This window comes from Halocella sp. SP3-1 (assembly GCF_003953885.1).
Lineage (GTDB): Bacteria > Bacillota > Halanaerobiia > Halanaerobiales > DTU029 > Iocasia > Iocasia fonsfrigidae.
In genome coordinates this window covers 881,561-903,216 of sequence record NZ_CP032760.1, presented here as the reverse complement: position 1 = coordinate 903,216, position 21,656 = coordinate 881,561, and the positions used below count along the sequence as shown (strand labels likewise).

The 21,656-nt window shown below is 36.7% G+C and carries 24 protein-coding genes; 6 read left to right on the top strand and 18 right to left on the bottom strand.

Going from position 1 to position 21,656, the window contains the following annotated elements; genetic code table 11:
• Window positions 1-367: 367 nt before the first annotated feature.
• The 5 genes from D7D81_RS04250 to D7D81_RS04230 form a co-directional block, all read right to left on the bottom strand.
• Window positions 368-1,138 (bottom strand): tRNA 2-thiocytidine biosynthesis TtcA family protein, encoded by a 771-nt coding sequence (locus tag D7D81_RS04250; RefSeq protein WP_125987614.1) that lies wholly within the window; start codon window positions 1,136-1,138, stop codon window positions 368-370.
• 200 nt (window positions 1,139-1,338) lie between these two features.
• A complete protein-coding gene (locus D7D81_RS04245) occupies window positions 1,339-1,923 on the bottom strand; it encodes a class I SAM-dependent methyltransferase (RefSeq protein WP_164522105.1) in 585 nt (194 codons plus the stop codon).
• Window positions 1,920-2,456, bottom strand: a complete 537-nt coding sequence (locus tag D7D81_RS04240) for an ECF transporter S component (RefSeq protein ID WP_125987610.1) — start codon at window positions 2,454-2,456, stop codon at window positions 1,920-1,922. The genes D7D81_RS04245 and D7D81_RS04240 overlap by 4 nt, the downstream gene beginning before the upstream one ends.
• Window positions 2,457-2,553: 97 nt before the next feature.
• Window positions 2,554-3,975 (bottom strand): protein kinase domain-containing protein, encoded by a 1,422-nt coding sequence (locus D7D81_RS04235; RefSeq protein ID WP_125987609.1) that lies wholly within the window; start codon window positions 3,973-3,975, stop codon window positions 2,554-2,556.
• Window positions 3,976-4,469: 494 nt separating this feature from the next.
• Window positions 4,470-5,897, bottom strand: a complete 1,428-nt coding sequence (locus D7D81_RS04230) for a glucose-6-phosphate isomerase (RefSeq protein WP_125987607.1) — start codon at window positions 5,895-5,897, stop codon at window positions 4,470-4,472.
• Between the two features lie 205 nt (window positions 5,898-6,102).
• On the opposite strand from D7D81_RS04230, the gene D7D81_RS04225 reads away from it, so the two are divergent.
• From D7D81_RS04225 to D7D81_RS04215, 3 genes are all read left to right on the top strand, one after another.
• Window positions 6,103-6,378 (top strand): hypothetical protein, encoded by a 276-nt coding sequence (locus D7D81_RS04225; protein WP_125987605.1) that lies wholly within the window; start codon window positions 6,103-6,105, stop codon window positions 6,376-6,378.
• Entirely contained in the window at window positions 6,371-6,499 is a 129-nt protein-coding gene (locus D7D81_RS20030; protein WP_286170197.1) for a hypothetical protein, read from the top strand. The genes D7D81_RS04225 and D7D81_RS20030 overlap by 8 nt, the downstream gene beginning before the upstream one ends.
• Window positions 6,500-6,643: 144 nt before the next feature.
• Window positions 6,644-7,144 (top strand): HD domain-containing protein, encoded by a 501-nt coding sequence (locus D7D81_RS04215; protein ID WP_125987603.1) that lies wholly within the window; start codon window positions 6,644-6,646, stop codon window positions 7,142-7,144.
• Between the two features lie 77 nt (window positions 7,145-7,221).
• Here D7D81_RS04215 and D7D81_RS04210 read toward each other — a convergent pair whose 3' ends face one another.
• Window positions 7,222-7,383, bottom strand: coding sequence for a small, acid-soluble spore protein, alpha/beta type (locus D7D81_RS04210; RefSeq protein ID WP_286170195.1), 162 nt, complete (start codon window positions 7,381-7,383; stop codon window positions 7,222-7,224).
• Between the two features lie 187 nt (window positions 7,384-7,570).
• On the opposite strand from D7D81_RS04210, the gene D7D81_RS04205 reads away from it, so the two are divergent.
• The gene (locus tag D7D81_RS04205; protein ID WP_164522104.1) at window positions 7,571-9,193 is read left to right on the top strand and encodes an amidohydrolase; all 1,623 of its coding nucleotides are present in this window, start codon (window positions 7,571-7,573) and stop codon (window positions 9,191-9,193) included.
• Here D7D81_RS04205 and D7D81_RS04200 read toward each other — a convergent pair.
• The 3 genes from D7D81_RS04200 to D7D81_RS04190 all read right to left on the bottom strand — a co-directional run bounded on the left by D7D81_RS04200 (window position 9,183) and on the right by D7D81_RS04190 (window position 11,200).
• Window positions 9,183-10,256, bottom strand: coding sequence for an alanine/ornithine racemase family PLP-dependent enzyme (locus D7D81_RS04200; RefSeq protein WP_125987597.1), 1,074 nt, complete (start codon window positions 10,254-10,256; stop codon window positions 9,183-9,185). The genes D7D81_RS04205 and D7D81_RS04200 overlap by 11 nt on opposite strands.
• 114 nt (window positions 10,257-10,370) lie before the next feature.
• Window positions 10,371-10,931, bottom strand: coding sequence for a hypothetical protein (locus tag D7D81_RS04195; RefSeq protein ID WP_125987595.1), 561 nt, complete (start codon window positions 10,929-10,931; stop codon window positions 10,371-10,373).
• Window positions 10,932-10,987: 56 nt separating this feature from the next.
• Complete coding sequence (locus D7D81_RS04190; protein WP_205739333.1) at window positions 10,988-11,200, bottom strand: helix-turn-helix transcriptional regulator; 213 nt, start codon at window positions 11,198-11,200, stop codon at window positions 10,988-10,990.
• A gap of 172 nt (window positions 11,201-11,372) precedes the next feature.
• On the opposite strand from D7D81_RS04190, the gene D7D81_RS04185 reads away from it, so the two are divergent.
• Entirely contained in the window at window positions 11,373-11,729 is a 357-nt protein-coding gene (locus D7D81_RS04185) for a helix-turn-helix domain-containing protein (protein WP_125987593.1), read from the top strand.
• A gap of 296 nt (window positions 11,730-12,025) precedes the next feature.
• Here D7D81_RS04185 and D7D81_RS04180 read toward each other — a convergent pair whose 3' ends face one another.
• Entirely contained in the window at window positions 12,026-14,041 is a 2,016-nt protein-coding gene (locus D7D81_RS04180) for a methyl-accepting chemotaxis protein (protein WP_125987591.1), read from the bottom strand.
• Window positions 14,042-14,343: 302 nt separating this feature from the next.
• Window positions 14,344-14,790, bottom strand: a complete 447-nt coding sequence (locus tag D7D81_RS04175) for an Lrp/AsnC family transcriptional regulator (protein ID WP_125987589.1) — start codon at window positions 14,788-14,790, stop codon at window positions 14,344-14,346.
• Window positions 14,791-14,933: 143 nt separating this feature from the next.
• Here D7D81_RS04175 and D7D81_RS04170 point away from each other — a divergent pair, with 143 nt between their 5' ends.
• Complete coding sequence (locus D7D81_RS04170; protein ID WP_125987587.1) at window positions 14,934-15,230, top strand: late competence development ComFB family protein; 297 nt, start codon at window positions 14,934-14,936, stop codon at window positions 15,228-15,230.
• Window positions 15,231-15,267: 37 nt separating this feature from the next.
• Here the strand turns inward: D7D81_RS04170 and D7D81_RS04165 are convergent, their stop codons facing one another.
• The 7 genes from D7D81_RS04165 to D7D81_RS04135 form a co-directional block, all read right to left on the bottom strand.
• Complete coding sequence (locus D7D81_RS04165; protein ID WP_125987584.1) at window positions 15,268-15,981, bottom strand: phosphatase; 714 nt, start codon at window positions 15,979-15,981, stop codon at window positions 15,268-15,270.
• A gap of 85 nt (window positions 15,982-16,066) precedes the next feature.
• The gene (locus D7D81_RS04160; RefSeq protein WP_125987582.1) at window positions 16,067-16,921 is read right to left on the bottom strand and encodes a glycosyltransferase family 2 protein; all 855 of its coding nucleotides are present in this window, start codon (window positions 16,919-16,921) and stop codon (window positions 16,067-16,069) included.
• 27 nt (window positions 16,922-16,948) lie between these two features.
• A complete protein-coding gene (locus D7D81_RS04155; protein WP_125987580.1) occupies window positions 16,949-17,662 on the bottom strand; it encodes a glycosyltransferase family 2 protein in 714 nt (237 codons plus the stop codon).
• Window positions 17,659-18,630, bottom strand: a complete 972-nt coding sequence (locus tag D7D81_RS04150; protein WP_125987578.1) for a CgeB family protein — start codon at window positions 18,628-18,630, stop codon at window positions 17,659-17,661. Before D7D81_RS04150 ends, D7D81_RS04155 begins: the two co-directional genes overlap by 4 nt.
• Entirely contained in the window at window positions 18,627-19,367 is a 741-nt protein-coding gene (locus D7D81_RS04145; protein WP_125987576.1) for a glycosyltransferase family 2 protein, read from the bottom strand. Before D7D81_RS04145 ends, D7D81_RS04150 begins: the two co-directional genes overlap by 4 nt.
• Window positions 19,368-19,384: 17 nt before the next feature.
• Entirely contained in the window at window positions 19,385-20,101 is a 717-nt protein-coding gene (locus tag D7D81_RS04140) for a GT-D fold domain-containing protein (RefSeq protein WP_125987574.1), read from the bottom strand.
• Between the two features lie 335 nt (window positions 20,102-20,436).
• The gene (locus D7D81_RS04135) at window positions 20,437-21,651 is read right to left on the bottom strand and encodes an FAD-binding protein (protein WP_125987572.1); all 1,215 of its coding nucleotides are present in this window, start codon (window positions 21,649-21,651) and stop codon (window positions 20,437-20,439) included.
• Between the last annotated feature and the right edge of the window lie 5 nt (window positions 21,652-21,656).

Genomic DNA, 21,656 nt, shown 5'->3' with positions numbered 1-21,656 from the left:
CCCTCTTTATTAAAACTATTAACATATTCTTTTTGACACCTATCAATTATTATTTTAATTCTTTTTTCTAGATCCTTCAAAAATATTATCCTCCTTTAATTCATTATATTCTGTTGAGAACGTTCTCACTATGTATATTATTCGCCGTTTTTTTAAAAACTCCTTCTTTTTTTAAAATTTTTTGTTTTTAAAATCAACTATTCTGATTTAACAGTATCCTTTGAGCTTATACTTAAACATTGTGTGTGTTTATTTATATATTATTAGCAATAATTAAAAGTGACAAGGTTACCAACAATTAATAAAAATTTATAATTTTAAAACTGTAAATATCTCTCCTCAAGCTAATATAACATACTATTATAAATCATTTCCACAATTCTTTCATCTTACTGGCTAATTTTTGACGAGAAGGCTTTTTTGACCATACTTCAAAAGGTGCCCCCTCCCTCATAGCTGCTGCCAGATTGTAAAATACCTGCTTCTGTCCGGTAAATTCCCGCAGGTACTGCTTTATTTCTTCCCTTTTAGTTTTACCATCATAGGGGCAAGGGCTACTGATAGGCTCATATCCTAATAATTTACCTGCTTCAACAATATCTTTTTCCCTTAAATATACCAGTGGACGGATAATAAAGATATCATTACTTGATAAGTACTGTTTAGGCTGGAAGGTTACTAACTGTCCTGAATATAAAATACTCATTAGAAAGGTCTCCACAGCATCATCATAGTGGTGCCCAAAGGCCAGTTTTCTAATCCCCTTTTCCCGCATAAAACCTGCTATGGCTCCCTTCCTGAAATGGGCGCATTTAGCACAGGGATTAGCAGCCTCCTCTTGCAGGATATACTCTGCTATCCTGGTTCTTTCTAGATAAAAAGGGACAGCCAGTTCCCGGCAAAAATCCCTGAGGGGTTCAAAGTCTACCCCATTAAAACCAAGATCAATTGTAATCACACTCAAACTAAATTTAACACCCAGATACTTCCTTAAAAAAGCCAGGCTATAAAGTAGAAAACTGCTGTCTTTACCACCTGACAACCCTACTAAGATATGATCACCATCTTGAATTAAATCAAATTCAGCTACAGCCTTTACTATCTTATTCGTATAGTTTTTGGATAATGATAGTTTCAAAGAAACACCACCTTATAATAAGTTCTGGCTGATTATATCACTCCCGGTAAAATTCTGCAAGGACTTTAACCGTGTTATTCACTTCTAATCTCGAACTCAACATTCCCCTCTACTGCCTACACTAAACGAATAAGATAGACAAAAATCACCCTTTCGGGTGATTTTTAACTTATTTTCCTTCCAAAAAAGGCCTTTAACTTCTATTTTCTCAGTATAAGTAGATACATCTTATCATTATCAATACTTTCCACTTGCTTATAGCCTATCCTTTCAGCCCAGTCAATTACCTGACCAATCGGTGGCAGGTCATCTCTAACCACATCTTGTTCACTATTATGATGCAGCTGATTTATTTCCTCCCTTGACTGGGAGTGGAAAATCAGTAGACTTCCACTATCTTTTAATAAATCATAAAACCGTTCCAGTATAGTAACCTTATCCCCCAGGTGTGGAAAAACAGAATAGGTAATAATCAAATCAAAGCACTGATTAAATTGATATTTATAAATATCAGCCCTTATAAACTGGATATTCTGGTAATGATGATACTTCTTTTTAGCAATTTCAAGCATATTTTCAGCAAAATCCACTGCCGTAATTTGACAACCGCCACCATAGTATTCCTCCAGAAGAGGAAGCATAACACCTGTCCCTGTCCCTACATCAAGAATATCAGGTCTTTCATGAACAGGTAATTTGTTGATAGCAAACCTTATTTTCCTATTATCATGGTCTACCCTTTCATCCCAGTTTTCTGCCACCTGGTTAAAAAATTCCCTGCTCACTGTTTTACCCCCAATTCCCCTGTAATACCACCCTTCAGGTATTTTAGTAAAACAGGAATTAAGATTAACTGGATTACAATTCCCACTGTCCCTCCAATAATTGATGACCAGATATATACCAGAGGATTGGCAGGTAGATAATTCATCCCAAAAAGGTGCACCATAATCAGAACCACAAATCCTGCCCCAACCCTCCCCAACAGCATAGTCAAAATAAGGGAAGTAAAAATGCCCAAACTCCTTCTTTGATATAGATAACCTATGGCTGACCCATAGATACTCAATTCAACAAACATAATCGGCAGCATCGGTAATAAAGGAGGCATACCGGTTAACAAACTGCATAATAATGGTGTTGCAGCTCCTACAATAAAGCCTGCCGCTGGCCCAAGATAAACACCTGCTAATAATACAGGGATATGCATTGGTAAAAATACAGAACCAGAACCAGGCAGTAGGTAATGAAAAGCCGTTGGAATAACCAGACCTAAAGCAATAAAAATACCCATAAAGACAATCTTCTTTGTTTCCATCTTCTAAAACCCCTTTATATATTAGTAACACGAATATAATATTCGTGTTACTAATATATATTCTGGATATCATCCCTAAATCCTTTAAAATTAATTTCTATGATTCCAGAGCCAGTTCACCCTGGATCAGGCTCTGGATACTACCCTCAAGCTCTACTATCTGCCAGCGGCCTTCTACATTACCCAGTAATACCCTGTCTTTCATATCTATTATTATCTTTTCCATGACTGGTTCCCCAGTATCCTCATTAGTTTCATCTGTTGGATTATTTATATATAAGTGATATACAACTTCAAAGACTGGTTGGAGATGATCAGCAAGTTTAGTAATCTCTAAATCTGTTATACCGAAAAAGCCTTCTGTATCTGCCATACTATAGGCCTGTCTGACCCTTTCTATAACATAATTCCTGTTCAAAAGGTTATCCAGTTCTCCCAGATCACTGATATTAGTATCTTCAACCAGGAAAATATCCTTCTGGTCTATTCCCTGATAGAAAATCTCTACAACCTCACTCGGGGTAGTCTCTTCTGTTACAACAGGTTCCCTACTACCCCCCATAAAACCAAGCAGGACAAAGAAAGCCAGCAAACCACCTACAACAGTAATTACTGCCCGCTTTTTCCGCCAGAAGTTTCTAACACTAAGCCTGTGTTTCCTTTTTTTAATCATTTGAGAAGCCTTTTCTTGATTCTCTTTTAGCTGATTAAGGTCACCCTCTAAAAGCCCCTTTTCCTCTAAATTTCGTAATTGGCTGATAAAACTATCCCAGTCCCCTAACCTCTCACTTAAGTCTTTCTTCAGGGTAGACATAATAAAATCATTGAGAGGCTTTGAGAGCTGATAACTAAGATAGCGGGGGTCCACTGGTATAGAATTATAGATCTGGTCAACCAGGTCTGATTTGTCATCAGCATTAAAAGGCATCCTGTCTGTCAGCAAATAATACATAATAACACCTGCATTATAAATATGTGACCCTTCAGCCCACTTCTTTTCTTTATATACCTCAACTGCCTGATAGACTTCTTCAGGATAAGTCTGCTGTTCATCCTCCCTGTACTGCCAGGTAAGCCCGGTTATAGCAGGATCAATGACCTTTAATCCACCATCTTTATCAACCTGGAGTGATTTCAACCCCAGTATTGTCCAGTTGCAACCCTTCTCTTCAGCCTCTTTTAAAACTTCTGCCAGTGTTAAAACCCATTTTACCCTCTGTACCAGTGAGGGGGATTTCTCCCTGAGATAAGCAGTCAGTGGTTGATAAATACCTGGTTCATCCTTTAAGAGACAGTATTCATCATTAATCATACTAATACTTTTATACTTGATAAAGGCCTCATGTTGTAGAAGATTCCCCTTACTGATAATATCTTCCAAGCCCATCTTGACATCAAGCATTATCCGCGACCTAGGTTTACGAGTAACAAAAATAGCCTCTGCCACAGAACTCTCCTGACCATCTGTCAATTCATAAAACCTCTTCCCCCACCTCTCCACTTCATTAACTATCCTCATTTAAATCCCCCTCTTTTTTTATTCCTCTTTCTCTATTGTTATAATCAAAGAACAAGCCGCCTAACGACCATCCAGACTTAATCAACAATTATTAATTTTTACTATAGGAATTCTTCTTACACAAAGTCAACTTGTTATCATAATACAGACCAATATATTTACTGAACGACTCTAGAAATTGTCTGGAGGCATGGACGCCGGAGGACAATTTCTCGACAGTAAACGAAGGCAAGACGCCGTAGTGCACGACAAGGGAAGTAAATATATTTGTCAGTCTTTAAAGTCATCAAAAAACCCTCAACAGTATTATTATATCATTTTATTACAGTATTACAAACTAAATGATTCTACAAATAAGGTGCCTCTTTCCTGAGTCTTCCCCTGAATATCATTAGAGGGTAGTTCAGGTAGGCTCCGCTTATTTTCAATCATAAAATCCCTGCTTTTTTTAGCAGGGATTTGGCTACTGACTTATTTTTCCCTATAAAGGGAGATTATATAATTAAATCCTTATCTTTTTTAGGCCTCTCATCATACTCCTGTTTCTTATCATCATAACCCTCGCGTCCCAGTACACCATAGGTATAATGTTTACCTAATTCCACACCAGGTTGATTAAAAGCATTTATATTAAACAACTCACCAACCAGAGCAGTCTGCAATTCAAGCATATATATCAGCTGCCCCATGGTAAACTCATTAACCTCAGGGAGTATAATAGCTGAATTTAGACGCCCTCTTTTGCTCAGGGCCAGTTCAGTAGCATTTTTTTCAGTCCTAATCAGTTCATTCAAGGTATGTCCACCTAGATATGATACCCCCTGAATATCCTGATAAACAGCTGGTATTTCAATCTCAACCCCATAATCCTCTACTTCCAGGAAGGTAATAACCTTATCAAAGGGTCCTTCTGTATAGAGTTGAACCTGGGAATGCTGATCAGTAGCCCCCAGGGCCTTAATCGGTGTAGGCCCAACATTAATAACATTACCCTCCCGATCAACTTCCTTACCTAGTGATTCTGCCCACAACTGACGGTACCAGTCAGCCATGTCCTTTAGGGCATGTGCATATGGCATCATAACAGAGAGAGGTTTCCCTTCTTTATAAGACATATATTGTAATACCCCATTAAGATAGGCTGGGTTTTGCCACAAGTCACTACTCTGACAGAGCTTATCCATATAGGCAGCACCAGCTAGTAACTCCTCAATATCTATTCCGCAAAAGGCAGCTGATACCAGACCAACAGGTGTTAATACAGAAAAACGTCCTCCGACATTATCAGGGATATAAAAGGTCTTAAAATCCTCTCTCTTAGATATTTCAATAAGATAACCTGAATTTGCACTTGTAGTGGCAATAAAATGTTTCTCTACCTTATCTTCACCTACTACTTCAGCAACGGCCTTACGAGCAATAAGATACTGACTCATGGTTTCTGCAGTACCACCTGATTTAGAGATAACATTAAAAACCGTTTTCTTTAAATCAAGTGTCTCTAATAAGCTCTTGAATCTTACAGGATCAACATTATCCGGAACAAACAAACGACAGCAGCCACCCCTTTTATCATTTCTGTAATTATAATAAGGGTCATTTAAAGCAGTCTGTAGAGCTATATTACCAAGGGCAGAACCCCCAATACCCAATACAACAAAATTATCAAACTCACCCTGTTTTTTAGCTGCAAATTCTTTAATCTCTCTGACAATTTCAGTCTGTTCATACGGAAGATCCATAAAACCTGGTTTAGCCTGTTTAATATTATTATGGGCCTCTTCTACCTTATCTGACAGGGCTGTTATCTCTTCCCTTGTAAAACCATGTTCAGGGCCAACCCTTTCGGCAAACATATTATTAACATCCAGTTTTATTCTCATTTTATTTGTCCACTCGTTGTCATTAAACCTCTTAGCCATTAAACCGCCTCCTATTTTTAATTTAAATAACTCTTATGTAGTGCAGTCAGCTTTCTTTTAACATTATATATACAATACCCATATTTTGCAAGAATTAAAATAAATCCTCTTTACTTCCTAGTCTATAAATAACTATAAATAAAATTACTATCAAAAAGAAAGCTTTGTGAATATACTATATAAACTGTCTTAAGGAGGGCTCAATATGCCTAATGGTTTTGGTTTTGATGACATTATACTGGGTGATATAGATTCATTAATAGAGAAATTCACTTTATTAACCGACTCTTACCGCCTCCTGGTAGGGGCAACAGAGGAATTAACCAGAACACCATCTGTAGGTGAGTGTATAATTGATGCATCTGTCTGCCGTACCGCCTTCCTGGGAACCATACTTGACCAATTACTACTGGCCATTCAGATTGCACTGATTATTGACTTTATCAGGGTAAGTGAAGGTTCAGAAAATCCATATGTCTAAATTGCTTTCAATTTATCCTTTGACAGCCCCTGCTGTCATCCCCTGTACTACCTGTTTAGGGGAAATTAGATATACTATAATAACTGGAATTGAGACTACAACCAGGGCAGCTATTAACTGAACCAGTTTAATAAACCATACAATCTACTGTAATCACCGTCCAGAAAATCCATCTGTCCTAGGGCAAAATTTTCTTTATTTTTTTTACTGTAATTGATATAATTTCTCTATAGATTATTTTATGACCTAAAGGAGAGGTGAAAAAATGTATAAAAAAGAAATTATCAATAAAATGAAGAACTACTTTGGTGATGATCAGAAAAGAATTCAGCATGCCCTGGAAGTAACCAGTTATGCAGAGAAATTAATCTCCCTACACCAGGAAAAAGATATAAATCAAGAAGTTATTATCTATTCGGCTATTCTGCATGATATAGGGATTAAAAATGCAGAAAAGAAATACAACAGTTCGGCTCCTAAATACCAGGAAATTGAAGGGCCTCCTGTCGCCAGAGATATCTTAAACCGTTTTCCAATTGAAGAATTAATCATCAAGGAAGTCTGTGAAATCATTGGGAACCATCATTCCCCCGGGAAGTTTAATAGCAATAATTTTAAGATATTGTGTGATGCTGACTGGCTGGTTAATTTACCAGATGAATATGACCTATCAGCCAAAAATAAAGAGGAAATTATCCGGGTAATAGATAAACTTTACTTAAGCGAAGCGGGAAAAAGACTGGCTAAAAGGCAATTCCTAAGTTAAGTAAATACATTTGCCAATTTCAAAACTTGGCAACATTATCTAGATCTATAAGAGTAACAGGCAGTAGGAAAAAAAACCTACTGCCTGTTACTGTGGGCCATCATCTCCTCTGCTTTAGCTACAGCAGCCTTGACAAGCAGCCCGGCTTCACGGGTGGTTATATTGCCCCAGTCACCATCTTTGACCTTGTGCCCAAATCCAAGCTCTTCAGCCAATTCATATTTGGTTCTATCTGACATTATTCGTGCCACTCCAGGGCACCACCTCCACTTTTATTTTAATCATTTCAGCTGTTAATTATGCACCTTTAAATAAGCTAAGATTAATTATTAACTATTTGTCAGGAAAATGCTTTTATAATATAATATAGCTACATACTAAAAAGGCTTTGCAAATAATATTTGCAATGAGAGGATGGGCTTAATTATGAAAACGATCTTTAGAAACGGCAAAATCTATACTATGAAAAACCAGGAAACTGTAAATAATCCCCTGCAGGCAATGGTAGTTAAAGATGACTATATTCTTGACCTGGGAACTGAGCAATACATAATGGGAAAATATCTAAATAATAAATGTAGGGTTGTTGACCTAAGAGAAAAGACAGTGATTCCTGGTTTTAATGATGCCCATCTCCATATTTATCAATATGCCTTATCAAATAGTAAGATAAGACTAAATGCTGTCACTGGAATAGAAGATATCTCCAGGAAAATAAAAAATTATATTAAGGATAGAAATATAGTACCAGGCAAGTGGATTGAGGGAAGTGGCTGGAATGATAAAGACTTTACTACACCAGGCTTACCAGAAAAAGAAGAACTTGATCTAATAGCCCCTGAAAACCCGTTAATACTGAAAAGGGCCTGTTATCATGTAGCACTGGTAAACACCAGAGCCCTGGAAATCTGCCAGGTTGATAAAAAGACACCGGATCCAGCCGGAGGCAAAATAGAACGTGACAACCAGGGCAGTCCTACAGGTGTTTTGTATGATGATGCCATTAGCCTGGTAGAAAATAAACTACCACAAAAAAATATTAAACAGACCAAAATATTACTACAACAAGGTTTTGAAGCAGCTGCCAGAACAGGACTTAGCTCCCTCCAGACTGATGATTTCCTTAATATAAAAGACCCCTCAATAATCTTACAAGCCTACCAGGAACTTGCTGAAGAAAACAAACTACCTCTCAGAATCAACCTTCAATTAAGAGTTAACCAGGCAGAAGAGATAATTAAATTCAGTAGACAGGGTATTAAAACAGGTAGAGGAAACATTTTCTTTAAATACGGGCCTATTAAAATAATAGCTGACGGCTCACTGGGGGCCTGTACCGCCGCCCTACGCCAACCTTATTTTAACAAAAGTACTAAAGGAGACCTTTTATTAAGTCAGACTGATCTAAATAGACTGGTATCTACTGCCTATAAAGAAGACTGTCAGGTTGCAGTTCATGCCATTGGAGATGCTGCAGTTGAAATGGCTGCCAATTCCTTTAGCCGGATAAAAACCATTAATAACCCCAGACCCATTATCGTTCATGCCCAGCTAGGCAGTCCCTCAATATACCAAAAGATGGCCCGAAATAAAGTGATTGCTGCTGTACAACCTATTTTCCTGGCAACAGACTGGCCAATCATTGAGGACAGAGTTGGAACTGATAGGTCTTTCCACAGCTATGCCTGGCAGTCAATGCAACAGAGTGGAATTAAAATATGTGGTAGTTCTGACGCCCCTATCGAACCCTTTAACCCTCTTTATGGCATCTATGCTGCCGTAACCCGTCAAGATTTAGCAGGTAACCCCCAGGGCGGCTGGCACCCAGCAGAACAACTATCAGTCTATGATGCTGTTAAAATCTTTACAGTTAACCCTGCCTATCAGTCCTTTGAAGAAGGTATTAAAGGAACCCTTGAAATAGGCAAACTGGCAGATTTTACTGTCCTCTCAGAAGATATTTTTCATCTTGACAGGGAAAAAATAAAGGATATAACAGTCCTGGGTACTTATGTAGGTGGTAAAGCTGTTTATAAAGCTAAGACATAATATAATTCTTATAGACATATGGTGAAGTCATCAATCTTAGTATAGCACCATAATCTAAATAAAATTCCAACTCATCACCAGTAGATAAACAACCTTTTTTATCTGTCACATCTACCAGTAAATGATCACTACTGGCCCCCAATACTTTTATTCCTTCATCAACAGGGATAAGACCATCTAACTTAACATCCTGTCTGCCTACTGCCAGAATAGCCCTTTTTCTTACTCCCCTATCTTCATAAACAGGTATGTTTCCAAAGGCATCATAGCCCACCTCTCCCGTAGGTGCAGAGGGTTTATCTTTGAGTTCAATAATTGAGGCTGTCATGGTAAAATTATTCTGCTGTAAGTCTTTAATAATTCGCTGGTTGGTAATATCTGTACCCTGTAAGATTGCTTCACCTATTCTCAGGTGATTTATCCCTTCAGGTAGGGTATTATCACTAAGGAGCCTGGTAGTAGCCGTATTCCCCCCTGAAATAAGCGGCAGTTCAAGGCTGTAATAATCCCTTAATTCTTCAGCCAGTTCAATAAGTATCTCTGTGTTACTGATAGTAGGTAATACACCAGCATAACAGCCTACATTTGTTCCGATTCCCCTGATATCTAACATCGGTAAATTAACTATTTCTCTGAAAAAATCCTTTATTTGATCAGGCAAAATACCCTCACGCAGGTCGCCAACATCTATCATTACTATAATACCATGTCGCTTACACACCTTAACAGCAGCCTCTGATAGGGCCTTTACTGTTACTACCTCACTTACTAGACTAAGGTCAGCATAATTAATTACCTCAGTCACCTCTGCCAGTTGAGGAAGTCTCAAAAGTACTGTTTCCTCCTGATAACCACTCCTGCGCAGATTGCGAATATTATCCAATCGGGAATCTCCCAGACTCTTAATACCTCCATTAATAAAAGACTGAGCAAGTTTAATATCCCCAGCCCCTACTTTGACAACCCCGGTAAGTGATATATTATTATTCCTACAATTTTCAAATACCCTCTCTGCATTTTCTCTTATCTGTGTTAGATTTATATTTATTCTAGGATTTTTCATTTTACTATTATCCCCCTGTGTCTTATACTTATTGTTTTTCCTCTTTCTTTATATAATATAATAGATCCTCTTTCAATTAAATAGCCAGCTCTAAAAATCATACTAGATTAAATATTATTTCTTATCTACCGCACATAATATCCCGGCTGCCGCCTTATAGTTTTTAAACTTATTTGAAATATAATCTATATTACTGCTTTTATTTCCTGTTTCATTACTGAAATTTTTATCCATCTTCTCTACTGCAAGCTGTAACATTTTACAGAAATGCCCCGTATCTCTGAGCATATTAATCATCTGCCTATAAAGCATTACTTCCTCTCTACTAAGGTCAGCTATAGAATTTTTATTATGGATAAAACGCAAAACCCTTTTAGTAAGCCCCATAGTTTTTTCAAGATAATTTATAGAGTTTTTAGCTGTTATATAAAAATCAGCCTTATCTTGATTAAAAGACATAAACCCAGCAATAGCTCCTGCAACAAAACACTGTAATAAACTGCTGTCTAATATCACCGCTATTTCAATTAGCAACTCATCAGGCAGTATTCTATCCCCATTAATATATTCTAAAAACTCCAGGTGCTCAAGACCCAGGAGATTACTAAGTTTATCCTCATCCATGCCAGGTGTCTTATCTATTTCTTCCTTTACTAATTCTCCGATAAATCCCATTTTTTTTACCCCTTTCTACTTTAAATATATCCCTTACAAACATCTTAGATATTTAGTTAAAAAAATATTTTTTCAATATCATCTCCCAATATCTCAGCTATTTTTTTGGCCTGCTCCAGGGTCATTTTAACAGTGCCATTTTCTAACTGACAGTAACCACTCTTCCCTTTATAGCCTAACTTTTCAGCCATCTCCTGTTGAGTAAAACCCTTTTCTACCCTTAGCTTTTTAAGTTTTGCTAAATTAATGGGGACCAGCTCCTTGTTCACCTTATATGAACATTTTTACTATATTATATTTATTTTTTGTATTTTTGTCAAGTATTTCCATGGTTTTGTATTTTTTTTATGAACTTTTAACTCATAATATTATTCTCTAAACCTATCTATGTTATAATAAAAGCAGTTCACAGATTATGAACATTTAAAGGAGAGAAACAATATGTCACTAGGAAATATGATCCGCAAACTAAGAAAAGAAAAAAATATGACCCAGACTGAACTGGGTCAAAAAATAAATGTAGCCAAATCAACAATCTCACAATATGAAAACAATATTAATACACCAGACATAAAAACAATCCAAAAACTAGCTAAAATATTTGAAGTTTCTATCAGTTACCTATTAGAAGAAACCACAGAGCGCAATACCTACCAGATAAATCCGGAACTTGCTAACTGCCTTACTAAAGTCTCTGAACGAAAAGACCTCCAGCTCCTTTTTGAAAAAACCAAAGACCTCTCACCTAAATCTATTCAACAGATAATCAAAATCATTCAGGCCATTGACCCTGACTAAATTACACTATTTGCTGCCAGAAAAAAGTAACTTCGCCATCCAGACTTAATCAACAATCATTAGTGTTTTCTTAGAACCACTTTTTACACAAAGTTAACTATTTATCATAAATCAGACCAATATATTTACTGGACGACTCTAGAAATTGTCTGGAGGCATGGACGCCGTAGTATACGACAAGGTAAGTAAATATATTGGTCGGCCTCTAAAGTTATTTACACAAAAAAAGAACGGTTCGTTTGACATAATAATATGTCAAACAAACCGTCCCCATGTCATACAATTACTATATTATATTATTTTAATTTGAACTGGTCGATAGAGCGGGTTAATTCCTCTGACATGTCATTCAGGTCTTTAGCTCCATCTACTATCTCTTCAGTAGCTGCTATCTGTTCTTCACTGGAGGCTGCTACCTCTTCAGAGTTGCTAGCAAATTGTTCACTCAGTTCAGTAATATCATTAATAGCTTCTTCCACCTGCTTACTATCCTCTGCCATTGCCTGGCTGTTCTGAACTATTTCATTAATTAGCTCTTTGAGGTTCAATGCTTCTCGTTCAATTTCATTAAAGACATCCCCTGTATCATCTATGGCTTTAACACTATTATCTACAGCCTCTATATTATTATCCATCTCAGCTATAGCATTATTTACACCTTTTTGAATCTTAGAAATTAAAACAGCAATTTGTTCTGTTGCACCTGAAGATTCCTCTGCTAACTGCCTGATCTCTTCGGCAACCACACTAAAGCCTTTACCGGCATTACCAGCACGGGCAGCTTCTATAGCAGCATTTAGGGCCAGGAGATTGGTCTGGGCAGCAATGCCATTTATTAAGCCAACAATATTATCTATCTCTGCAGATGTTTCTCCCAGCGTATTAATAATTTCAGCAACTTCACCTGTAGAGGTTTTGACATTATTTATATTTTTGATAGAATAATTAACCGACTCATTACCTTTTTTAATATCATTCATCACATGACCGGCAGCCTCATTCATTGTATTTGACCCCTGATTTATGTCATCTATCTTATTTATCAGGTTGTTAGTATTATTGGCTGTCCTCTCAATCTGGGCTGCCTGTTCTTCAGCACCAGCAGCTACATTCTGGATTGAAACCCCAACCTGTTCAGCACTCTCACCTACCTGATCACCAGCTGCTGTTAGTTTTTCACTGGAAGTGGCTACTCCTTCCGATATCTCAGCAACCTTACCAATCATGATCCTTAGGTTTCCGATCATATTCCTCACTGACCCAGCCAGTCTACCTATTTCATCATCCCTACTAGTGTCGACATTATTTATTTTCTGGGTTAAGTCTCCAGCAGCTACTTTTTCTGTGACCTCAGTTAATTTAATTAAGGGACTGGCAATCCTGGCCGAAACAAGATATGAAATGATTATCCCTAATATTATAGCAATTAAGCTAGCAGTAATACTACCTTTTTTGACTACTGCTAGTGGTGACAATAATTCACTGTTACTGGCAGTTAGAGCCAGTGACCAGCCAGTTTCTACAACTGGGGCAAAGGTGAGCTTCTGCTCCTGCCCATTTACAGTATAGATCTCTTCACCTGTTTTACCTGCTACCATTTCTTCTGCTATATCCTTAAGCTGCTGTTCATTTTTAAAAATTGACTGATTAGCCCAGTAACCTTTATTAGCATGGACGATAGTATTCATCTCTTCATCAATTACCCAGGCATATCCATAACCATTGATATTCATTGTACTGGCTATCTGGTTTAAATAATCAAGACTAACTGTTCCCCCTAATAGTAATCTTATCTTATCTCTAACTATAATTGGACGTAAGATAGCAATCAGGTCTTTACCACCCTGTTTTATTGGGGTAGAGATGACAATTTCTTGACTATTTATAGCTTGATCGTAATATTCTTCTTCAAGTACATTACCACTTTCACCTAATGTATCTACATAATTACCACCTGTGTCAACTACAAAGATAGTTTCTAAAGAGTTTTTTCCTTCTGCAAGTTCCTTAAAACCATCACTTACCTGCATCCAGTATAGGCTTCTAAGTGTTTCCCCATCAAGACTCTCCATCAGGTCCTCTCGATCCCTTATATATGTAATATCTAAATTGCTGATTGTATTAATACTATCAAATAATTTTTCTTTAAAAATAATTGCATTTTTATTCGCAGCATCACGGGCCGTTTTATCTAATGTATCTTCCAGAATGTTGCGCGAACTGTTATAAGCAAAAAAAGAACTACCTGCTACCAAAATTAGAATTACCAGACTGATAATTGCAATCATCCTTATTTTAATACTTTTAAACATAAAAACACCTCTTTTTTTTATTTTAATGAACTTATGTAATTTCCCTAATAATATTTCTGGAAAGTATAAAATTTATATTTATCTATACTAAATATTAATATAATAATATACAAAGTTATGTATCAAGAGGCAGAAAACGACATTTATACCTATTTTAATCTTATAATAAGAAAGCCACTTTGTCAATGGGTTTTACTACTCTTTATTCAGTGTTATCTTATAATATATTACTTTTTTGATAAAGTATTAACTACTATAATTTACTGCTCACAAATTAACCGGGAATAAATCATTGTTAAGATTCAAGGACATAGACCACCTCTTTTACTTTTAAAATTCTTTAACATGATATTACTATGAACTCTGAGTATTTCATCACGGAAATAGAACTTTTCCCTCATAAAATTCTCAAGTTCATTATGGTCTCGTAATAAGGCATTGACAAATAATGTTGGTGAGCCAGTCATCAAAAAGATATTAGTAACAGCCTCATCCTCGGCCAGTTCTTCAGCTACTTTATAGAGGGATTCCGGTTTTACTTCTAAATCAAAGAATACTGAAAGTTTTAACCCCAGCTTTTGGGCATCTATAGCTATAGTAAATTTCTCAATAACCCCTTGGTCAACCAAATTATTTATTCTTTCCCTAATACAGACCCTGCTGAGCTTATATTTTCTACCCAATTCTGCATATGTTGCCCGGCTGTCCTGGGATAGGTCTTCTAATAATTTCAAATCAAGTTCATCCATAAAAAAACCCCTCTCCATTCAAAATCAAGACTTCTTATCTAGCGATACAATTTTATCACAAAAATGCAATTAATAAAAAGGTATTCCCTTCCCTCTACAGAATACTATAAATTAGTAAGATATTTATATTTAATAAGGAGGAGATGGAAATAGACTTTAATAAGATACAGGATAGACTTTGTAATCATACCGAAATACTTGTTTTAAGCAAAATGGAAGAGTTACTGCAGACTTCTGAATTTAAGGGTATCTGTACCTGTGAACAGTGCCTGCTGGACATGGCAAGCTATGCCCTAAATAGACTGCCCGCCAAGTATTTCTCCTGTCGGGAAGGGGAACTCCAGACCCGGATAACAGAATTTGAAAATCAAATCCAGGTTGATGTTATATCAATAATTACAAAGGCCATCAAGGCTGTTGCTAAAGACCCCCGCCATTAAGAGAGATTCCCTTATTAAAATTGGAACCCTTCCTGACCTAAAAATCTATAACTTTATTTAATAACTCCAGGGAAGTATTAATAATATCACTTTCTTTAAGACCAGCCTCTTCTACAATTGGGAGGATAGCCTTTATATTACCAACATCTTCATAATAATGGGCATCACTATTTAGACTGACGGGAACACCATATTTCCTGGCCAGTTTACACATCTTTAAGGTCAGCTCTTTACTACCCCTTTTATTAACCCGATAGCTGTCAAATGAACTAGCATTTACTTCCAGAATAACATCATGTTCACGGGCAGCCCGGACAACAGCCTCTATCTCAATGGGATAATAGAGATTAGCTGGATGGGTAATCATCTTTACCCTGGGATTCATAATTGCCCTGATAGTAGCCTCGGTATGGGCTGTCCTGTTTTGATTATAATAACCTGCATCTTCATGTATTCCCGCCGCAATAAATTCCAGCTTGTCCAGATAGTCTGTGGAGAGATCAAGGCTGCCGTCACTCATAATATTTGCCTCAACTCCCTTTAAAACCCTCACACCAGCAATATAATCTGGTAAAACTTTAATATTACCAAAATAATACTCATGAGGTCCCCCTGGCAGCAGCGGACCGTGGTCAGTAATAGCTATCAATTTTAGGCCCCGACCTGCAGCAGCCTGGGCCATCTCTCTTACTGTACTATAGGCATGACCACTGGCAATAGTATGTGTGTGTAAATCCGCTTCAATCTTCAATTAAATACACCCTCTCTTATATTAATTATACCAATTATTAAGGATAATAATTATTTTCCTTATTATAATAATTCAATACTAAATATTAATATCCTGCTATTTTTAAACGGTGTCCCTTAATTAATCCTCTATAAAATACCTTTCTTTTATTATAAAAAAGGTCATCCATACTGTAAAACTTCAATAACCCCTGCCACTTATTATTAAAATAGGACCAGGCCTGCCTGAACATCTCCTCTTCTTGTGGCGGCATAAGGGAAGCAAATGATTGATGGCAGTAGTGGTGCACAATAACATCTTCTGCTACATATAAGGAAAAACCAGCTATCCTGGTGCGAAGGGAATAATCAAAATCATCAGCAGACATAAAAAACCCTTCATCTAGAAGCCCAACCTTTTCTATGACTTCCCTTTTAAGTAGGAGGCAACAGCCGATCAAAAACTTTGTTTCTGTATAATCACCTTTAAAGTTCTTATATAAATAATCAGAGAATTTATCCAGTTCGCCCTTTTCAGGATACCTATAAGCTAGCTGCCGGTAAATACCTACATAGTTTTGTTCACCACCAATTCCTTTTCCCAATGGACCAACCATACCAGCAGAGGGATTATTTTTCAGATGTACCAGTAATCTCTCAAGCCAGTTTTTACTTAAGATTAAGTCATTATTCATCAAACATATATATTTGCCATCAGCCATTTTAATACCCTGATTACAGGCCTGACTATACCCTTTATTTTCTTTATTTAGCATCAACTTAAAGTCTATCCTACTTTTATAATCTTCCGTTTTTTTCTTTAAATAGTCCCGGGTTTGATTATCAGAGCTATTATCGATTACAATAAGTTCACAGGGATAATTAGTCTTTTCAATAAGCGAATTAAGGGTCATTACCAGATAATCAAGGGAATTATAACTAACCACTATTATAGAAACCATAAACCCTCCTAATGATAAAGCCTACTACTAACTCAACAAACTGCTGCCCTGCCATTTTTTAAGTAATAAAGCCAGGTTTCTCTTATCATATCTATGCCTGCCAGGTGATTTTGAGCTATAGTGATAGACCAGACTATCAGGTGTATAAATAATTCGATAGCCCAGCCCTCTGATTTTTAAACAGAGATCAATATCCTCATAGCTATTAATAAACAAATGATCAAAACCACCTACCCTCTCAAAGAGACTTTTTCTAATAAGTAAACAGGCCCCTGTCACAGCTGGGTACTCCTTTTCTTCTTCTATAGGTACTTCAAAGGGACTTTCATTATAATAGATATGCCCAGGTAATCTATCGATAAAAATTACTCCGGCATGCTGTATCCTCCCTGTATCTGGGAAAAGTAATTTACTACCAACAATCCCTACGTCTTTATTTTTAAGCATAACCTGATACATAGCTAAAAGCCAGCCAGGGGTTACAATTGTATCATTGTTGAGAAAAAGTAGGTATCTGCCTTTGGCCTGATCTGCCCCTTGATTACAGCCCCTGGCATAACCAGGGTTACCCCTGTTTTTAATTAATCTAATCCCCTTGTATTTTTTATCTCTAAGTAAGAGACCGCTATTATTATCAACAACAATAAGTTCATAGTCAGTACTGGTATGCTCCAGAATGCTGTCAATAGACTGTCTGGTCAAAATATTACTCCCGTAGGACAACATTATTATAGATATCATAAATCATATCCCCTTTTTATTATATTGAACATTCGGGTTATTCTATTTTTAAATGTATGGTAATTCACTGTCTTGAAAAAGGCATTCGCTGTTATTTCTTTTCTTATCGTATTATCTCTAAGGTAATACTTAATTTTATTAGCTAGGTCATGTGGATCCCTAAAAACTACTATCTCTTTACCAGGGCAGTAAAATTTATTCAACTCTTTCCTTTTATCATCTACAATTTGAAAACCTCCAGCAGCAGCAATATCAAAAGTCCTATTATTAAGGCTTTCAGCCCCAATTCCAGGTGTATTTACATTTATATCATCAACAGGGTCCCGATGGATATTAAGATTTATCCTGGCCCCTGCATAAAACCGGGCTACCTCTTCAGCCCGGCTGTGAACAGGCAGAACATAATCCTGTAGACAGGGTTTTAACTCTGCTCCCCATTTCTCCCAGTTGCCGATCAATTTTACATCCAGACCCTTTATCTCTTCAGCTATTGCATTCAGGATTTCTGCCCTGTTTTTAAATCCCATACCCACAAAACAGAGGTCGCTCCTATATTTAAGTGGGACTGAACAGGGGTGATAAATCTCAGTATTGGTCCCCCAGGGTAAATAAAAGACATTATGACTGTTATAGTAAGCTAAGGCCTCTATCTCAGTAGTAAAAACATAGTCATAGCTATGGAGCCATTCACTGGTATGAACATCTAATTCATAAGGGTCTTCTACAATCCAGATAAAGGTCAATATACCCCTTGTATGGGCATATTGAATAATATCAAGTGGTGTAAGATTACCATGAAAAACCATTATTAAATCAGGGTAATAACTTTTTATTGTATTAATAGTTAATTCCTGTGGCCAGACCTCCATAACCTCCAGTGAAGGCCAGTTATTTAAGACATCCATAATAGACCTGGTGTAACCCTCTGGTATACCCTTTAATCCAGAATTGATAAATAAAAGTCTCATTTACCAACACTTCCATTACACCACTTCTCTTCAAACAACCTTTTATTATGATAAAATATCTCTGCCATATTCAAATTGTTCTGATGAAAAGAACGGCTCCCTACATGATAGATAAAAGTATCTCCAGCACAATATAATTTATAACCATGATTAAGGGCACGCTTACAGTAATCACAATCCTCAAACATACCATACTTAAATCTCTCATCAAATAAGCCGAGCTGGTCTATAAGCCTCTTCTTTATTAACATACAAAAACCTGTAATAAGTTCTACCTCATGCCATTTACAGGGATTAGGTATGTTAAATTCCTTACTAAAACTATGTATCTGGTTTATTGTAGAGAAATCTCCCGCTATTCCCCCCTGCCTTCCACCAGCATAATTACTCCTGGGACCAACTATTCCAATCTCAGGCCTACTATAAAGACACTTTTGTAGGTTACTAAGCCAATTATGTGATGGAATTGTATCATTATTTAACAGGAGAATTTCCTCTCCCCGGGCTAGTTCAAGCCCCTGATTGACTCCCTTACTAAAACCCAGGTTTTCTTTATTTAAGATTAATTTAGCCTCTCTAATTCTTTGCAAATAGTCAACTGTTCCATCTGTTGAACCATTATCAACAAAGATTAATTCAAAGGGTTTTTTGGTATAGGTATTTATACTCCCCAGACACACTCTAGTTAAATGTAATTGATTATATGTTAAAATTATTATACTGGTAAAACCAGACATAGTATTATCTCCTCACTTTATGAAAAATTATTTTCTTTCAACCATTCTCCCATTAACTGAAAGAGACTTTTATCAGGGGTTACAATACTATCCAGGACATGACCTAAATCCAGGGCAATCTTATCCAGCCGGGCAAGTTTTGGGCATAAAACAACAGCAGGTATACCAGCTGCTACAAGTGCAATCTCAAAATCCCTTTTTTTACTTATCTCCCGGTAGGTATTATCAACACCATACATTCCAGGCAAGTCATAGGTGGCAACAAGGTTTGCGGCAGCAAAACACCCTGCAGCTTCTGCTGCCTTTCTACCTACAATAATAATCCTCCTGCCCTTTAAAAGACTGTTCAGATAGCCTAGAGTATAAAGGTCATAATTTATCCTATTATTACAGATATTTGAAAATGCTAAACCATATTTTTTTATTATCTCCAACATAAGGGGTTTAAAAAAATAGTTTTTCTCAAAAGGAAGACCTATTATATCAGCACATCTAATGGATTTAAGCAGCTTATCTTTTAAACCCTTATCAGGCAGTTCAACCCCTGCATAACTTAACCAGGGTGGAATTGCATCCATACTTATCAAATCATTATGAGCAATAGCCCTTGTTTCCCCATCACCAATCCTGATCAGGGAAAACCCCTCGCCCTGATAAAGAGACTTTTTTAGTCTGGAAAAAACCCACTGCGTGGATCTAAGTATCATCTTATATTCTTTATCATATACCCCCATCTTCTCTCCCCTATTTCATTTATACCTTATTCTATGATTTATTTATTTTTTTGGTGTAGAAAAGCTGCTATTTCTTTGTTGTGATATCTTTTTATTATTGGAGGTATCTACAGAGCTGTTGTTAAGGGCAATAGGATTGCCAGAAATAGAATGAATTGGCTTAGTCAGCCAGAAAAAGGTATTGAAGAAGCTGTCAATATATTACTTGATGAGAGTAATACCTTATTTGATGATTTGAACAAAAATGTGGAGAATAATGCCCCGCCTTCGGGAGCTCATGTTAAAAGTAAAGAAAAAAGAAGCAACAGACCGCCCCGTTGCTTCCTTTGTTTTAATTATTTCTCAAAACTGGCTGCTGATTCTTTTATAGTAGCACCACTTTTTAACTGTTCTATTAATAGAGGGATTATCTTAAATAAATCTCCTACCAGACCATAAGTAGCATAATTAAAGATAGATGCGCCAGGGTCTTTATTTATAGCAATAATAATATCAGATGATTTCATACCAACCAGATGCTGGACTGCACCTGATATACCACAGGCAATATATATTCTGGGAGCTACAGTTGTACCTGTCTGTCCTACCTGATGATCATGTGATATCCAACCACTATCAACAGCAGCTCTGGAGGCACCTACTGCTCCACCTAAAGTATCAGCTAACTCTCTGATAAGATTAAAATTTTCTCCAGAACCAACTCCACGACCTCCTGAAACAATAATATCTGCTTCAGCTATATTAATACTATCTTCAATTTCTCTGACTATATCGATAACCTCAGTTTTTAAGATCACCTTACTCAAATCAAGATCTTCTTTGCTAATTATTCCTTCATAATTCTCCCGTTTTTCTGCTGCCTTCATAACTCCTGGTCTTACTGTAGCCATTTGTGGCCGGTGATTTTTACAGACTATAGTAGCCATTATATTTCCCCCAAAAGCAGGTCGTGTCTGTAGTAAGATCTTACTTTTATCATCTATATCAAGACCAGTACAATCAGCAGTTAAACCTGTTTTAATTCTAGCTGCTACTCTGGGACCCAGGGAGCGGCCAATTGTAGTGGCCCCCATAAGCACAATAGAGGGGTTATATTTCTTAATTAATTCTGCCATTACATAGGTATAATATTCATCATTATACTCAGCAAGCTCTTTTTTATCTATAAGATATACTTTATCAACACCATAATTAATTAATTCTTTAGCCTGAGCTATATTTTGATAACCAGGTAAGATAACAGATAAGTTTTCTTTTAGTTTATTGGCTAATCTTCTTCCCTGACCAACTAATTCATGAACGACAGAATTTAAATCACCTTCTCTCTGTTCACCAAAAACCCAGACATTCTTATAATCTGAAAAATCCTTTGTTTTTTCCTCTTTTTCAATTTTTATTGCTTGAACAGGACATACAGATTCACATGAACCACAAAGTGTACAATTATCCAGGATAACAGCTTGATTATCTTTTATCTCAATGGCAGCAAAGGGACATGATCTGATACATAATTTACATCCTGTACATTCTTCTGTTACAAAAATACCCATAATAA

Excerpts from the sequence above, each read along its gene's own strand:
- D7D81_RS04235 (WP_125987609.1), bottom strand. The coding sequence starts at position 3,975 with ATGAGGATAGTTAATGAAGTGGAGAGGTGGGGGAAGAGGTTTTATGAA.
- D7D81_RS04170 (WP_125987587.1), top strand. The coding sequence starts at position 14,934 with ATGGAAATAGACTTTAATAAGATACAGGATAGACTTTGTAATCATACC.
- D7D81_RS04145 (WP_125987576.1), bottom strand. The coding sequence starts at position 19,367 with ATGTCTGGTTTTACCAGTATAATAATTTTAACATATAATCAATTACAT.
- D7D81_RS04205 (WP_164522104.1), top strand. The coding sequence starts at position 7,571 with ATGAAAACGATCTTTAGAAACGGCAAAATCTATACTATGAAAAACCAG.
- D7D81_RS04175 (WP_125987589.1), bottom strand. The coding sequence starts at position 14,790 with ATGGATGAACTTGATTTGAAATTATTAGAAGACCTATCCCAGGACAGC.
- D7D81_RS20030 (WP_286170197.1), top strand. The coding sequence starts at position 6,371 with ATGTCTAAATTGCTTTCAATTTATCCTTTGACAGCCCCTGCTGTCATC.
- D7D81_RS04215 (WP_125987603.1), top strand. The coding sequence starts at position 6,644 with ATGTATAAAAAAGAAATTATCAATAAAATGAAGAACTACTTTGGTGAT.
- D7D81_RS04160 (WP_125987582.1), bottom strand. The coding sequence starts at position 16,921 with ATGGTTTCTATAATAGTGGTTAGTTATAATTCCCTTGATTATCTGGTA.
- D7D81_RS04230 (WP_125987607.1), bottom strand. The coding sequence starts at position 5,897 with ATGGCTAAGAGGTTTAATGACAACGAGTGGACAAATAAAATGAGAATA.
- D7D81_RS04150 (WP_125987578.1), bottom strand. The coding sequence starts at position 18,630 with ATGAGACTTTTATTTATCAATTCTGGATTAAAGGGTATACCAGAGGGT.
- D7D81_RS04240 (WP_125987610.1), bottom strand. The coding sequence starts at position 2,456 with ATGGAAACAAAGAAGATTGTCTTTATGGGTATTTTTATTGCTTTAGGT.
- D7D81_RS04140 (WP_125987574.1), bottom strand. The coding sequence starts at position 20,101 with ATGGGGGTATATGATAAAGAATATAAGATGATACTTAGATCCACGCAG.
- D7D81_RS04155 (WP_125987580.1), bottom strand. The coding sequence starts at position 17,662 with ATGATATCTATAATAATGTTGTCCTACGGGAGTAATATTTTGACCAGA.
- D7D81_RS04195 (WP_125987595.1), bottom strand. The coding sequence starts at position 10,931 with ATGGGATTTATCGGAGAATTAGTAAAGGAAGAAATAGATAAGACACCT.
- D7D81_RS04225 (WP_125987605.1), top strand. The coding sequence starts at position 6,103 with ATGCCTAATGGTTTTGGTTTTGATGACATTATACTGGGTGATATAGAT.
- D7D81_RS04200 (WP_125987597.1), bottom strand. The coding sequence starts at position 10,256 with ATGAAAAATCCTAGAATAAATATAAATCTAACACAGATAAGAGAAAAT.
- D7D81_RS04185 (WP_125987593.1), top strand. The coding sequence starts at position 11,373 with ATGTCACTAGGAAATATGATCCGCAAACTAAGAAAAGAAAAAAATATG.
- D7D81_RS04180 (WP_125987591.1), bottom strand. The coding sequence starts at position 14,041 with ATGTTTAAAAGTATTAAAATAAGGATGATTGCAATTATCAGTCTGGTA.
- D7D81_RS04135 (WP_125987572.1), bottom strand. The coding sequence starts at position 21,651 with ATGGGTATTTTTGTAACAGAAGAATGTACAGGATGTAAATTATGTATC.
- D7D81_RS04210 (WP_286170195.1), bottom strand. The coding sequence starts at position 7,383 with ATGTCAGATAGAACCAAATATGAATTGGCTGAAGAGCTTGGATTTGGG.